Origin of the sequence: Pseudomonas azotoformans, assembly GCF_001579805.1 — a bacterium.
Lineage (GTDB): Bacteria > Pseudomonadota > Gammaproteobacteria > Pseudomonadales > Pseudomonadaceae > Aquipseudomonas > Aquipseudomonas azotoformans_A.
Map to the genome: position 1 here is coordinate 1,601,088 of NZ_CP014546.1, position 13,449 is coordinate 1,614,536.

Sequence of the window (13,449 nt, forward strand, 5' to 3'; positions counted from 1 at the left end):
GGGTCACAAAGGGTACGTTACACTGTTGCATTATCGTCTTCAGTGTAATGTCTTCCGCCATGAAATCCTTGTACTTCGCCTTTGTGTTTCTTCTGCTCGCAGGTTGCGCCAGCGGCCCGCGCCTGGACACCAGCCACCCTTCGGTGAATCACGACAACCGCGTGCAGTTCGTGGTCGTCCACTACACCTCCACCAACCTTGAACGCTCCCTGGCACTGCTCACCCACGGCCAGGTCAGCAGCCATTACCTGATCGGCGACGACGCCTCCGGCACCATCTACAAGCTGGTGGATGAGAGCCAGCGCGCCTGGCATGCCGGCGAAAGCGAATGGATGGGCCGTACCTGGCTCAACTCCAGCTCAATCGGCATCGAGATCGTGAATCCCGGCTACAAGGACACGCCGACCGGTCGCTTGTGGTACCCGTACTCCGAAGCGCAGGTTAAATCCCTGGTGGTGTTGCTCAAGGACATCAGCAAGCGCAATGGCATCGACCCCAAGAACATCATTGGCCACAGCGACATCGCACCGCTTCGCAAGTTGGACCCGGGCCCACTGTTCCCTTGGAAACACCTGGCGGATGAAGGGTTGGGCGTGTGGCCGAATGCCCAGGCTGTTGCGCGGTTCCAGATGCAATACGCGGCGGAACTGCCAAGCATTACCTGGTTCCAGGAAGAGCTGGCCCGCCTGGGCTACCAGACGCCCCAGACCGGCGAGTTGGATGTCGCCACGCGGCATGTGATCGCGGCATTCCAGATGCATTTCCGGCCGTCGCTGTTTGACGGCACACCGGATGCGGAAAGTGCCGCAATCCTGCGCGCGCTGAACCGAACTTAAAGCGGCAACGCCATGTAGAACTGAGTGCCCTGCCCCGGCCGCGAATACACGCCCATGCGGCCGCCGTGCAGTTGCACGATCTCCTTGCACAGCGCCAGCCCCAGGCCGGCGCCACCTTTCTTGCGGCCCACCTGGACAAAGGGTTCGAAGATCCGTCCCTGCTGGCCATAGGCGATGCCTTCGCCGTTATCTTCCACACTGACAATCACTCGTTCGCCATGACGACGCGCCTGCAGGCGAATTTGCCCGCCAGCCGCCGTGTGGCGCAGGGCGTTGCCCAGCAGGTTGTCCAGAACCCGCTCAAGCTGTGCCTGGTCTGCATACAATCGAGGCAGGTCGGATTGCGTTTCTACCAGCAGTTCGATGTTCTGCGCTTTGGCCGGCTCGACGAAACGCGCACGGGCATGTTCCAGCAGGTCAGTCACATCGCACGGGCCCAAGGTGAGTTTCTGCAGGCCGTTCTGGTAGCGAGAGAAGTTGAGCAGGTCGTTGATCAACTGCATCAAGCGCTGCATTTCTTCATTGACTGTATCCAGCAGGTCCGCTTCACGAGACTCTGCCGGGAACTTCGCACGCTCGCGAAACAACCCGAAGGCCATGTGCATGCCGGTCACCGGCGTGCGCAGTTCATGGGAGGCGCGTAACACGAACTCGCTGCGCACCCGCTCGAAGGCGCGTTGTTCGGTGACGTCGTGCAGCACCATCACTGCGCCGAGGATATGCCCCTGGGTATGGCTGACCGGGGTCAGGCTGTAGGTCAGCAGACGCAGCTCGCCTTCGACCTCCACTTCCAGATCGTCCGGTGCCCGCTCCAGGTTACCGCCGCGCAGGACCAGTTGCAGTTGCTCGTCCAGCTCGGGGCGTACGAGTGCCTCTCCCAGACCTTGACCGAGGCGTTCCTCGTCCCAGCCCAATTGGCGCTGGGCCACAGGGTTGAGGTGTTCCAGGCGGCCTTGGCGGTCAATCATCAGCAGGCCATCGTCGATGCTGTCGAGTACGGCTTGCAGGCGCTGTTGACCGGCCAGCAGTTCATCGACATTAGTTGCCTGATGCTGGCGCAACGCTTCGGCCATGATGCCGAAGCGGCGGGTCAGCTGGTTCATTTCCGCTGCGGACGAGATCGGCAGTGTCACTTCGAAGTCGCCTTGGCCGATTTTGTCGGCAGCTTTGGCCAGCGCTTCGATGGGGCCGCCAAACCGTCGGGCGATACCATGCGCCGTGACAAACCCGATGATCAGCACGGCGAGCCCCACCAACCCCAGCAATCCGGCGATTAATAGCGCACGTTCGCGGGATTTGTGTTCGCTGTTGCTGATGTTCTCCAACGCCTGCTTGTGTTCGTTGATCAGGCCGTTGCGCAACGTATTGAAGGTGTCGGTGAGTTTTTCCTTGGAGCCTGGAGGGGGCGTCGGTTGCTGGGACTCGTCAAACGCATCCAACAAAGCCTGATACTGGCCTCGGGCCTCACTGAAGCCACTCCCGCGATTGTCCCGCTGTTCATGGGCGATGCCCTGGTCGAGCAGGTCGAAGTAGCGTTGCTTGGACGCTTGCAGCGCCTCGGGGTCGGGGCGCTCCTCCAGCATCATGATCAATTGATCGCCCAGGCTCTGGCGCAGCTTGAGCCCAAGGTCCAGCGTAATGAAGTTGCTGCGAATCAGCGATTCCTGGGTCTTGGCCATTTGCATGACGCTGACCAGGCCCAGGATCAAACCCAACAGGGCGACGGTGATCAACGCTGAGATACTCAGGAACAGCCGAGTGCGCAGCTTCATCGCTAGCTTCATAAGGTACAGCTCACAGGTTGTACTGTTTGCGTTTGCGGTACAGGGTCGACGCGTCGATGCCCAAGGTGCGGGCTGCCTGGTCCAAGGTGTCGCTGGTGGCGAGCACGGCGCCGATATGGGCTTTTTCCAACTGATCCAGGCTCAGCGCCGCGCCGATGCGTGGGGCGTTGTTGCCAGGCTGTTCGGCCATTCCCAGGTGGGTGATCTCCACCTTTTCTTGCGGGCAGATGATGCTGGCGCGCTCCACGACGTTGCGCAGTTCGCGGATATTGCCCGGCCAGCGGTAGTTGAGCAGTGCTTCGCGTGCCTCATCGCTGAAGCCGCGCGCCGGTCGGGCGTATTCCTTGACGAAGCGCGCCAGGAAGCGGTCGGCCAGGGTCAGAATGTCTTCACTACGCTCGCGAAGCGGCGGCAGGTGCAAGGTGATCACATTGAGGCGGTACAGCAAGTCCTCGCGGAAGCGGCCGTCGCGGACCATGTCTTCCAGGTTCAGGTTGGTGGCGGCCAGTATGCGTACGTCGGCACGTCGAGTGACCGGATCGCCGACGCGCTCATATTCCTTGTCTTGGATAAAACGCAGCAACTTGGGTTGCAATGTGAGGGGAAAGTCGCCGATTTCGTCGAGAAACAGCGTTCCGCCGTCCGCTTGGTTAACGCGGCCCAAGGTACTTTCGCTGGCGCCGGTAAACGCACCGCGGCTATGACCAAACAACTCGCTTTCCATCAGTTCCGCCGTCAGCGATGGGCAGTTGATGGTGACGCAGGACTTCTTCGAACGCTTGCTCCAGCCGTGAATAGCGCGGGCGAGTTCGCCTTTACCGGTGCCGGATTCACCCAGGATGAGAATGTTGGCATCGGTGCCGGCCACCTGGCGCGCGGTTTCCAGCACCACCATCATTGCCGGGCTGTGGGAATCGAGGCCGTCTTTGGGCTGGCGAACTTCGCCTTCAAGGGCTTCGAGGCGCGCAGAGAGTTGGCGCACTTCCAACTGCTTGGCGGTGGCGAGGCGCAGTTGATCAGGGCTGCAAGGCTTGACCAGGTAATCGGCAGCGCCGGCCTGGATCGCATCAACAGCGGTATCCACTGCCGAATGAGCAGTGACGATCACTACACGCATCCAAGGCGCTTGGATGCGCATCTGGGCCAGCACATCCAGGCCATTGTCTTCGCCCAGTCGCAGGTCGAGGAAGCACAGGTCGAACACCTGGCGCTGCATCAAGGCATCGGCCTGAGCGGCGCTGTTTGCGGTGGCTACGGTGTAGCCCTCATCTTCCAGGCAATAACGGAAGGTGCGGAGGATCGCGGATTCGTCATCCACTAAAAGAATGCGGCCTTGAAGTTCCTTGGCTGATTCCATCTGTCCCGCGCTCCTTAAACTATGAATGATGGTGTTTAGTCCCGGAATAATCGGGCAAGTTGCATGGTTTATTCTGATCGATAAAAGGCAGCGTCGTGCAGCTATCTGCATCGTTTCCTACAAAGCCCCCGGCTGATGGCGTTTTCATGCCGTCTTGCCACTTCGGCAACACTCATTCCGTGTTCTATCCCTTGATCCGACCGCTGGCCATCGTGCATTTCGCACGGCGCTCAGAGGGGCATCGTGCAGGATGCTGGGGGTCAACCCAATCGGTAATATTCAACTCATTGATTTTATTGAGTTTTATTTTGTAAAAAAGCTGGCATGCACTCTGCAATATCTCTCCCAACGAATAATCAGAATGCGGGAGAACAGCAGCATGACTCGCCAAAACCTCAGCCCATTGCGTGTATCGCCACTGCGCTTGCAACAAGGCCTGTTTGCCAGCCTGGCCCTGATGGTCACGCTGATTGGCGGCCAGCAGCTGCAACATTGGCAGCAGAGTCAGCAGCACATCCCCCAGTTTGAACGTCCGTCCATGACCCAGACCCATTTCCGTTCCGTTGGCAGTGTTGCTGCCGATGTAACAGCCCCGCAGTTGCGGATGGTTGACCAGGAGTCCGCCCTGAGTGAACTGCCATCCCAAGAGCGTTGGGTGTTCTAGGCAACAACAGCCGTTCGTATTGAGCGGTTGCACGGCACTACCGCTGTTACCCCTATAAAAGCGTAAGGAGAATCACCATGTTGAGTTGGGCAATCACATTTCTGATCATCGCCATTGTGGCTGCAGTCCTGGGCTTCGGTGGTATCGCGGGCACCGCCACGGGTATCGCAAAAATTCTGTTTGTGGTCTTCCTGGTGATGTTCATCGCTTCCTTCTTCTTTGGTCGTCGCGGCCGAGGCTGAACATGACCACTTTGTCCCTTAAAGCTATTGCTGCCGTCCTGCTCTTGGGCGGCAGCGGCTGGGCGATGGCCGCCAACGACGGCCAATCCCGGGCCAATGAATTGCTCAGCGCGGACCCGCAATACCGCGAAACCTGGCAAGGCGTGGTGAAGAAAGAAGAACGCTTGCCGGAATGGGTAATGAACCTGTCGGGTACAGCCGAACAGATGAACGCCGTGGAAGAAGATGGCGACAAGTATTTGGTCGGGCCACTCTGCGAAACCGCTGACACGTGCCTGAACAAACGCCTGATCGTTGCCTTCAGCCTCGACAAGGAAGATGCCTACGCCATGTTGGTGGAAGTCCCGGCCGGCCTGCCGGCGGACAAATCCCCAACGCGGCACGCCGATTACCGTTTTATCGGTAAGCCGGATGAAGGCATGCAGAAGTTGCTGATGGAGCAGCTGAAGAAAGATCCGAATTGGTATTAGGTTCCGTCCGACGCTTCTGTCGTCTGCGGAGACTGCGTCCATAGAAAGAAGCCCCCTCGCTTCTTTCTGTTTGCATCGCTCGCCAAGGGCGGTGCATGACCAAGGGGCCGGGTTGCTCTGATCAATCGGGATCGGCGTGACCTACGGGTACAGGGAGTGCCTGCGCAAGGGCCGGGTCAGGCGAAAAGCTGCGACGCAGGTTCACAAGCTCATGGCTTGCTGAACTTGCGGCGGGCTTATTGCTCTTTTGTTATGCCTTCCTTAGTCGAATATTTCCCTTCTGCTTGTTCAGAACCATTTCTTGGTATGTCCGGTCGACCATCTATCGATAAATTTTGGTGGGGGCCATAGGACATTTCTGACACTAAACAACGGAATTCCCAGGCATTTCTGCCAGCTCACCACAGACGTCCTGATTCTCTGAGCGAGCCGGGTTTGGCCGGTTCACGGCATATTTGTCGGACAAAATGTCACATTTGAACTGACCGTTCGGACAGTTATTATAGAAAAAGGCCATGCCGATTCGGCATAGGGTAGGCGTTTACGGCATTAGACGTCGCTCCCTTGCATGGGAATAGTTGCGCCTTTTTTCGCCTGCCAGTAAGCCATTTCGGCCACGCTGCGGTGACCTTCCATGGAGGCAGATGCACACACTTTTTCGCTCTCGAGCGTTGCAGCTGGCGCATTTGCCTTAAGTTCACTTGAAGTAAGGGTAATGACATGAAGAAGGCAAAGCTAAGCCTCGCCTGGCAGATCCTCATCGGTTTGGTGCTGGGGATCGCAATCGGTGCAGTGCTCAACCATTTCAGTGCTGAAAAGGCCTGGTGGATCAGCAATGTGTTGCAGCCAGCGGGCGATATCTTTATCCGCCTGATCAAGATGATCGTGATCCCGATTGTGATCTCCTCGCTGATCGTCGGCATTGCCGGGGTCGGTGACGCGAAGAAACTTGGGCGTATCGGCGTCAAAACCATCCTTTACTTCGAAATCGTCACCACCATCGCCATCGTGGTCGGCCTGTTGCTGGCCAACCTGTTCCACCCAGGCGCTGGCATCGACATGAGTACCCTGGGTACCGTCGACATCTCCAAGTACACCGCCACCGCCGCCGAAGTGCAGCATGAGCACGCGTTCATCGAGACCATCCTCAACCTGATCCCGTCGAACATCTTCGCCGCTGTCGCCCGTGGCGAAATGCTGCCGATCATCTTCTTCTCGGTGCTGTTCGGCCTGGGCTTGTCGAGCCTCAAGCCTGAGCTGCGCGAGCCGCTGGTGACCATGTTCCAGGGCGTGTCCGAGAGCATGTTCAAAGTCACCCACATGATCATGAAGTACGCCCCGATCGGCGTATTCGCATTGATCGCCGTGACCGTCGCCAACTTCGGCTTTGCCTCCTTGCTGCCGCTGGCCAAGCTGGTGATCCTGGTTTACGTCGCCATCCTGTTCTTCGCCTTTGCGGTACTGGGCCTGATCGCTCGCCTGTTTGGCTTCTCGATCCTCAAGCTGATCCGCATCTTCAAGGATGAGCTGGTACTGGCCTACTCCACCGCCAGCTCCGAAACCGTGCTGCCGCGCGTGATCGAGAAGATGGAAGCCTACGGCGCGCCGAAAGCCATCTGCAGCTTCGTGGTGCCGACCGGTTACTCGTTCAACCTCGACGGTTCGACCCTGTACCAGAGCATCGCGGCCATCTTCATCGCCCAGCTGTATGGCATCGACCTGTCGGTTGGCCAGCAACTGATGCTGGTTCTGACCCTGATGGTCACCTCCAAAGGCATCGCCGGTGTACCGGGCGTGTCTTTCGTGGTGTTGCTGGCCACCCTGGGCAGCGTGGGCATTCCGCTGGAAGGCCTGGCGTTCATCGCCGGTGTCGACCGCATCATGGACATGGCGCGTACTGCCCTGAACGTGATCGGCAACGCCCTGGCCGTGCTGGTCATCTCCCGTTGGGAAGGCATGTACGACGACGCCAAGGGCGAGCGCTACTGGAACTCGCTGCCGCACTGGCGCAGCAAGGACGCCGCGCCGGCCGCCCAAGCGACCCGCAGCTGATAGCACTACAGCTCTAAAACAAACCCCGGATCATTCCGGGGTTTGTCGTTTCTGCCAGCCCCGCTATCATTCGCTCCATTCTTCGAGGGGTTCAACTGATGCTCAATGGCCTGTGGCTTGGCTTCTTTGTCGTGGCAATGGTGTCGGCACTGGCGCAATGGCTGGTCGGCGGTAACGCCGGGATTTTCGCGGCGATGGTCGAAAGCATTTTCGCCATGGCCAAGCTGTCCGTGGAAGTGATGGTGTTGCTGTTCGGCACCCTGACCTTGTGGCTGGGTTTCTTGCGCATTGCCGAGAAGGCCGGGATCGTCGATTGGCTGGCCAAGGCCCTCGGCCCGCTGTTCCGCCGCCTGATGCCGGAAGTGCCCGCCGGGCACCCTGCCATCGGCTTGATCACCCTCAACTTCGCGGCCAACGGCCTGGGCCTGGATAACGCGGCGACCCCCATCGGCTTGAAAGCGATGAAGGCGCTGCAGGAACTCAACCCGATTCCCAACACCGCGAGTAACGCGCAGATCCTGTTCCTGGTGCTCAACGCGTCCTCGCTGACTCTATTGCCCGTGACCATCTTCATGTATCGCGCCCAGCAAGGCGCCGCGGACCCGACGCTGGTGTTCCTGCCGATCCTGCTGGCGACTAGCGCCTCCACCCTGGTCGGCCTGCTCTCGGTGGCGATTATGCAGCGCCTGCGGCTGTGGGACCCGGTGGTGCTGGCCTATCTGATTCCGGGTGCACTGGTGTTGGGCGGTTTCATGGCGTTGTTGGCCACGTTGTCCGCGACGGCGCTGGCTGGCCTTTCGTCGATCCTGGGCAACCTCACGCTGTTCGGCTTGATCATGCTGTTCCTGGTGATCGGCGCGTTGCGCAAGGTCAAGGTGTACGAGGCATTTGTCGAAGGTGCCAAGGAAGGCTTCGACGTGGCAAAGAACCTGCTGCCGTATCTGGTGGCGATGCTGTGTGCCGTGGGCGTGTTGCGCGCTTCGGGCGCCCTGGATTTCGGCCTGGAAGGCATTCGCCATGTGGTCGCCTGGACGGGCATGGACACGCGCTTTGTCGATGCCTTGCCGACCGCGATGGTCAAGCCGTTCTCCGGCAGCGCCGCACGGGCGATGCTGATCGAGACCATGCAGACCCAGGGTGTGGACAGCTTCCCGGCGCTGGTGGCGGCGACGATTCAGGGCAGTACCGAGACCACCTTCTATGTGTTGGCGGTGTACTTTGGTTCGGTAGGGATCCAGCGCGCCAGGCATGCCGTGGGGTGTGCGTTGCTGGCGGAGTTGGCCGGTGTCGTGGCGGCGATTGCGGTGTGCTACTGGTTCTTTGGCTGAGGCTTAAATTGCTATCGCAGGCAAGCCAGCTCCCACATTTGACTGTGTTTACAAATCAAAAATGTGGGAGCGGGCTTGCCCGCGAAGAGGCCCTCAGCGTTTCGCAGCACTATTGCCTTGCTGTACCACCCAATCCACCACCTGTTTATTCAACTGATCCCCCGCCTGCCCAAACCCGGCCACTACCGCCGGTACCTTGGTGTCACTGACCGGCTGATGCACTTCAAACCGCCGGCTGGCAACAATCCGCTGATCACGCCCCCGCACCAACCGCGCATCCAGGCGAATCACTACCTCCACCGCACTGCCATGGTATTCACTCTGGAATGCCTGCAGTTGCCCGCCCAGCTCATAGTCGGACTGCAGATTGGTATCGTCGGTGCTCAGCAGCGTCACCCGGCCATCGCGCTGGAAGCCATCCATGAAGCGGTTGCGCAGCAGCACCGGCGACGGGTCGCTCCAACGCGAATTGGCATAACTGCTGATCAGGTCGCCATTGGGCACCACGGCAATGCGCGGGCTGTCGAGAAATTCGCTGGTCTGTGGCTTGTTCACGCGCAGTGACCAGCTGACCGGTGCGGCCTGGTTGGTGGTCTGTGCCGAGGCCAGGCGATACACATCCGACGGGTCGGCCTTGGGCAGGATCGAGCACGCGCTCACCAGTGCCAGGGCCACCGGGGCGATCATTTGGTAAGCACGCTTCATGGCGTGAACTCCTTGTTCTTGTCGCTGCCCAGCAGGTAACCGCTGGGGTTGGCTTCCAGGCGGCGGGAGATGGCGCGTAGCGAACCGAGGGTTTCGCGCAGTTCGCGCACGGCCGGCGCCAGTTCGTTGAGGCCTTGCATGCCGCTGTTCACCGAGTCCTTGTTGTTGGTCAACAAGGTGTTGATGGTCGCGGTGCTTTGTTCAAGGGATTTCATGGCCTGCTCGGCACTGCCGAAGGCCTGCTTGCCCTGTTCGTTGAGCAAGCCGTTGGCGTTGCGCATCAGCACGGTGGTCTGCTCCAGGGCGGCGCTCGCCTGTTTGCTCACCTGCATCAGTTGCTGCATCACCACCTTGATATCGCCGCGCTGGTCGGCGATGGCACCGGTGGTTTGTTGCAGGTTGTCCAACGTATTGCTCAGGCGTTCGACGTTCTCGCGGGAGAACATGTGGTTGGCGTTGTGCAGCAACAGGTTGATGCTGGTCATCAGGTCGTTGCTGTTGTTCAGCAGGCGCGCGATGGGCGATGGTGAGGCGATGATCTGTGGCAGGTTACCGTCTTTGCCCTTGAGCTCGGGACTCTGCGGGGTGCCGCCACTGAGCTGGATGATCGAGGTACCGGTGATGCCGGTCAGGGCCAGCTTGGCCTGGGTGTCTTCCTTGATCGGCGTCTGCCCGGCCAGGCGGATACGTGCCAGCACGCGGCGCGGATCCTTGGGGTCCAGGCTCAGGCTGATGACATCGCCCACCTTGATCCCGCTGTACTGCACTGAACTGCCCTGGGACAGGCCGCTGACCGCCTCGTTGAAGATCACTTCGTAGTCCTGGAAGGCGCTGTCGACGCTGGACTTGGCCAGCCACAGGCCGAACAGCATCGCGCCGACCACCACGATCACGCTGAACAGACCGATCATCACATGATGGGCTCGGGTTTCCATGTCATACCTCGTTAAGCGATTGAGCGGCATCCAATGCCGCGCGGCCACGGGGGCCGTGGAAATATTCGTGGATCCATGCATCGTCCGTTTCCGAGACGATATCAATGGCATCGGCCACCAGCACTTTCTTCTGAGCCAGCACCGCCACGCGGTCGGTGATGGTGTACAGCGTGTCCAGGTCGTGGGTGACCAGGAACACACTCAAGTCCAGCGCATCGCGCAGAGTCAGGATCAGTTGGTCGAATTGCGCCGCGCCAATCGGGTCGAGGCCAGCGGTGGGTTCGTCGAGGAACAGAATGTCCGGGTCCAACGCCAACGCGCGGGCCAGGGCGGCGCGCTTGATCATGCCGCCGGACAGTGACGCCGGGTACTTGTCGGCCGCAGACAGCGGCAGCCCGGCCAGGGCCAGTTTCACGGCGGCCAGATGCTCGGCGTCGCGGCGGCTGAGGCCGGCGTGTTCAATCAACGGCAGTGCAACGTTCTCGGTCACGGTCAGCGAAGAAAACAGCGCGCCCTTCTGGAACAGCACGCCGAAGCGCCGTTCCACCAGGGAGCGCTCATGTTCCGGCAGGCTCGGCAGGTTTTTGCCGAACACCCGCACCTCACCTTCGCTGGGCCGGCGCAGGCCGACGATGCTGCGCAGCAGCACCGACTTGCCGCTGCCGGAGCCGCCGACCACTGCGAGGATCTCGCCTTTGTACAAGTCCAGGTCGAGGTTCTCGTGCACGCTCTGGCTGCCAAAGCGATTGCACAGGCCGCGCACTTCAATCACCGCCTCGGCGGGCGCTCGGTGTTGACGACTCACCAGCCCATCTCCATGAAGAACAACGCGGCGACCGCATCCAGCACGATCACCACAAAGATCGATTGCACCACGCTGGAGGTGGTGTGGGCGCCGACCGACTCGGCACTGCCGCTGACCTTGAAACCCTCCAGGCAGCCAATGGCGGCGATCAGGAACGCAAAAACCGGCGCCTTCACCATGCCCACCAGAAAATGCTGCACGCCAATGTCCGATTGCAGCAGCGAGAGGAACATTGCCGGTGAAATATCCAGCGCCACGGCGCAGACCACGCCGCCGCCGACGATGCCCGAGAGCATCGCCAGGAAGGTCAGCATCGGCAGCGCCACCAGCAATGCCAGCACGCGAGGCAGCACCAGCAATTCCATCGGGTCCAGGCCCAGGGTGCGGATCGCGTCGATTTCTTCGTTGGCCTTCATCGAGCCTATCTGCGCGGTAAAGGCGCTGGCGGTGCGGCCGGCGATCAGGATGGCGGTCAGCAAGACGCCGAATTCCCGCAGGAAAGAGAACGCCACCAGGTCCACCGTGAAGATCGTCGCGCCGAAGCTTTTGAGCACCGTGGCCCCCAGAAAGGCCACCACTGCACCGACCAGGAAGGTCAGCAAAGCCACGATTGGCGCGGCATCCAGACCGACCTGTTCAAGGTGCGCAACCATCGGCGTCACGCGCCAGCGTTTGGGGCGGAAAATGCCACGTGCAAAGGTTTCGAGAATCAGGCCGATAAAGCCCAGCAGTTTCTGGGTGTCCTGCCAGACGGTATCCACTGCCCGGCCGATGCGCGCCAGCACCTGAATGCCCGCCGCTTCTTCCGGGGCTTTTTCCGGCACGCAAAAATCATTCAGGGCGCGGTAGACGGTCTTGAGCAGGGCGCGGTCGGCGGCCGACAGGCTGCAATCGGTCTGTTCGGCGGATTGCTCAATGCGGCTCGGCCCCAGCAACTCCACCAGCAGCGAGGCGCCGGCGGTATCCAGGGCACCGAGGCCGTTGAGGTCGATGCGTGCGCCAGCGTCGTATTGGCCGTCGAGCTTGTCCGACAGCTTCTTCAGGTTGGCATAGTGGGCCAGCGTCCAGTCCCCCGTAATCCTCAGCTGTGGCGGGGTGGTGGACGTGTCGAGGTGGGCTGCACCGGCCGTCGTAGGGGGGGTCATAAGCTCCGAGCTTGTTTGGCTATCCACAATTCCTACGTAATAGCACGAACCTGCCTACTTTGGGTTGTCCGTTTGTGCTGAGTCGGTCACTTTGAAGCGCAGCACGCCGATCACCTGCCCGTCTTCGGTCAGTACGCGTACCTGCCAGCGGCCTACGGCATCACCAGGGAAGTTCTGCTTGTGGGTCCAGGCGCGGTAGCCCTCTTTGCGTCCGCCATGAATGTCCAGGGCGATACGGTCGACTTCTTTGCCGTTGAATTGCCACACATGGTAAATGCGCTCATCCAACCCGCGCGGCGCGTTGATCGCGGTGTAGGCGTACAGCCCGCCGCTGCGCAGTTGGGCGGCGGTGACTTCCTTGAGGTCGTCGCCCGGCGTGCGGTCTTGCAGTTGTGTGCTGATCGCGACTTCGGTCATCCACAAAGTGGCCGGCGGCACCCAACTGCGCAGGAACCACCCGGCGCACCCAATGGCGGCCGTGACCCCGAGTAACATCGCCCAGCCTTTGACACTGCGCAGCGGCATACTCACGGCCAAGCTCGGAATCGACAACGCCATGGCCACGCCGAGGGCCAGCTTGTAACTCTCGGCCGTGGTCAGGTGCAGGATGATCGGCAGCGCGGTGAGCAGCGCGGCGAACAGTGTGAAGGTGTGCAGCGCAAGGAACAGTGAACGTTTGGGCGCCAGCCATTTGTAGTACAGCGGGTCGACGATCGACACCAGCGCCGCCGCGCCGAGCAGGCCGGTGAACACCGACTGGCCGCTGTTCCATGCCGTGGTGATGAAAAAGAACGGCAACACGAAGAACAGGCTTTCCTGGTGGATCATCTGGGTCGCATAGCGCAGCAACGGTTCGGGAATCTCCCGCTTGAAAACCTTGGTGAACAGTTGGGTGAAGCTGTTTTCCAGCATCAGCCACAGCCAGCTCACCAGCATGATCACCGCGATCCAACTGGCCATGCCCTGCTGGCGGTCAACCAGGATGAAACTGCACACACCCGAGATGAAGCCGCCGAGTGCAATCACCCCTGGGTAACGCTTCATCAGTTCGAGGACGCGGGTGATCAAGCGGGTCAGGTTTTGCATTCGGCGGTTCGCAGTCTTGTAGGAAAAAATCCCAAACAGA

The 13,449-nt window shown here is 60.4% G+C and carries 13 protein-coding genes; 6 read left to right on the forward strand and 7 right to left on the reverse strand.

All coding sequences use genetic code 11. The features are described 5' to 3' along the window. Window positions 1-59 precede the first annotated feature (59 nt). Window positions 60-836: an N-acetylmuramoyl-L-alanine amidase gene (locus AYR47_RS07505; RefSeq protein ID WP_061434754.1), complete on the forward strand. Its 777-nt coding sequence runs from the start codon at window positions 60-62 to the stop codon at window positions 834-836. On the opposite strand, the gene AYR47_RS07510 is transcribed toward AYR47_RS07505, so the two are convergent. Then, a complete protein-coding gene (locus AYR47_RS07510) occupies window positions 833-2,620 on the reverse strand; it encodes a KinB sensor domain-containing domain (protein WP_061434756.1) in 1,788 nt (595 codons plus the stop codon). The two genes, AYR47_RS07505 and AYR47_RS07510, sit on opposite strands and share 4 nt — an antisense overlap. Window positions 2,621-2,630: 10 nt before the next feature. Then, window positions 2,631-3,977 carry a sigma-54-dependent response regulator transcription factor AlgB gene (algB, locus tag AYR47_RS07515; protein WP_016978797.1) on the reverse strand — a complete coding sequence of 449 codons (1,347 nt, stop codon included), beginning with the start codon at window positions 3,975-3,977 and terminating at the stop codon, window positions 2,631-2,633. A 379-nt stretch (window positions 3,978-4,356) separates the two neighbouring features. On the opposite strand from algB, the gene AYR47_RS07520 reads away from it, so the two are divergent. The 5 genes from AYR47_RS07520 to AYR47_RS07535 all read left to right on the forward strand — a co-directional run bounded on the left by AYR47_RS07520 (window position 4,357) and on the right by AYR47_RS07535 (window position 8,733). Then, window positions 4,357-4,641, forward strand: a complete 285-nt coding sequence (locus AYR47_RS07520; protein WP_061449408.1) for a hypothetical protein — start codon at window positions 4,357-4,359, stop codon at window positions 4,639-4,641. Window positions 4,642-4,718: 77 nt separating this feature from the next. Then, window positions 4,719-4,883: a DUF1328 domain-containing protein gene (locus AYR47_RS31890; protein ID WP_003170804.1), complete on the forward strand. Its 165-nt coding sequence runs from the start codon at window positions 4,719-4,721 to the stop codon at window positions 4,881-4,883. Window positions 4,884-4,885: 2 nt separating this feature from the next. Next, entirely contained in the window at window positions 4,886-5,353 is a 468-nt protein-coding gene (locus tag AYR47_RS07525; protein WP_061434758.1) for an inhibitor of vertebrate lysozyme family protein, read from the forward strand. Window positions 5,354-6,073: 720 nt separating this feature from the next. Then, complete coding sequence (gltP, locus tag AYR47_RS07530) at window positions 6,074-7,405, forward strand: glutamate/aspartate:proton symporter GltP (RefSeq protein ID WP_016978800.1); 1,332 nt, start codon at window positions 6,074-6,076, stop codon at window positions 7,403-7,405. 98 nt (window positions 7,406-7,503) lie between these two features. Further along, window positions 7,504-8,733, forward strand: a complete 1,230-nt coding sequence (locus AYR47_RS07535; RefSeq protein ID WP_016978801.1) for a nucleoside recognition domain-containing protein — start codon at window positions 7,504-7,506, stop codon at window positions 8,731-8,733. A gap of 93 nt (window positions 8,734-8,826) precedes the next feature. Here AYR47_RS07535 and AYR47_RS07540 read toward each other — a convergent pair whose 3' ends face one another. The 5 genes from AYR47_RS07540 to AYR47_RS07560 are packed head-to-tail and all read right to left on the reverse strand — an operon-like array spanning window position 8,827 to window position 13,409. Continuing rightward, complete coding sequence (locus AYR47_RS07540; protein WP_061434759.1) at window positions 8,827-9,438, reverse strand: ABC-type transport auxiliary lipoprotein family protein; 612 nt, start codon at window positions 9,436-9,438, stop codon at window positions 8,827-8,829. Then, complete coding sequence (locus tag AYR47_RS07545; RefSeq protein ID WP_033901541.1) at window positions 9,435-10,373, reverse strand: MlaD family protein; 939 nt, start codon at window positions 10,371-10,373, stop codon at window positions 9,435-9,437. The genes AYR47_RS07540 and AYR47_RS07545 overlap by 4 nt, the downstream gene beginning before the upstream one ends. A 1-nt stretch (window position 10,374) precedes the next feature. Beyond that, a complete protein-coding gene (locus AYR47_RS07550; RefSeq protein ID WP_061434761.1) occupies window positions 10,375-11,178 on the reverse strand; it encodes an ABC transporter ATP-binding protein in 804 nt (267 codons plus the stop codon). Beyond that, window positions 11,175-12,323 (reverse strand): ABC transporter permease, encoded by a 1,149-nt coding sequence (locus AYR47_RS07555; RefSeq protein WP_061434763.1) that lies wholly within the window; start codon window positions 12,321-12,323, stop codon window positions 11,175-11,177. The genes AYR47_RS07550 and AYR47_RS07555 overlap by 4 nt, the downstream gene beginning before the upstream one ends. A 54-nt stretch (window positions 12,324-12,377) precedes the next feature. Beyond that, window positions 12,378-13,409: a DUF5924 family protein gene (locus AYR47_RS07560; RefSeq protein WP_033901538.1), complete on the reverse strand. Its 1,032-nt coding sequence runs from the start codon at window positions 13,407-13,409 to the stop codon at window positions 12,378-12,380. Window positions 13,410-13,449: the final 40 nt, after the last annotated feature.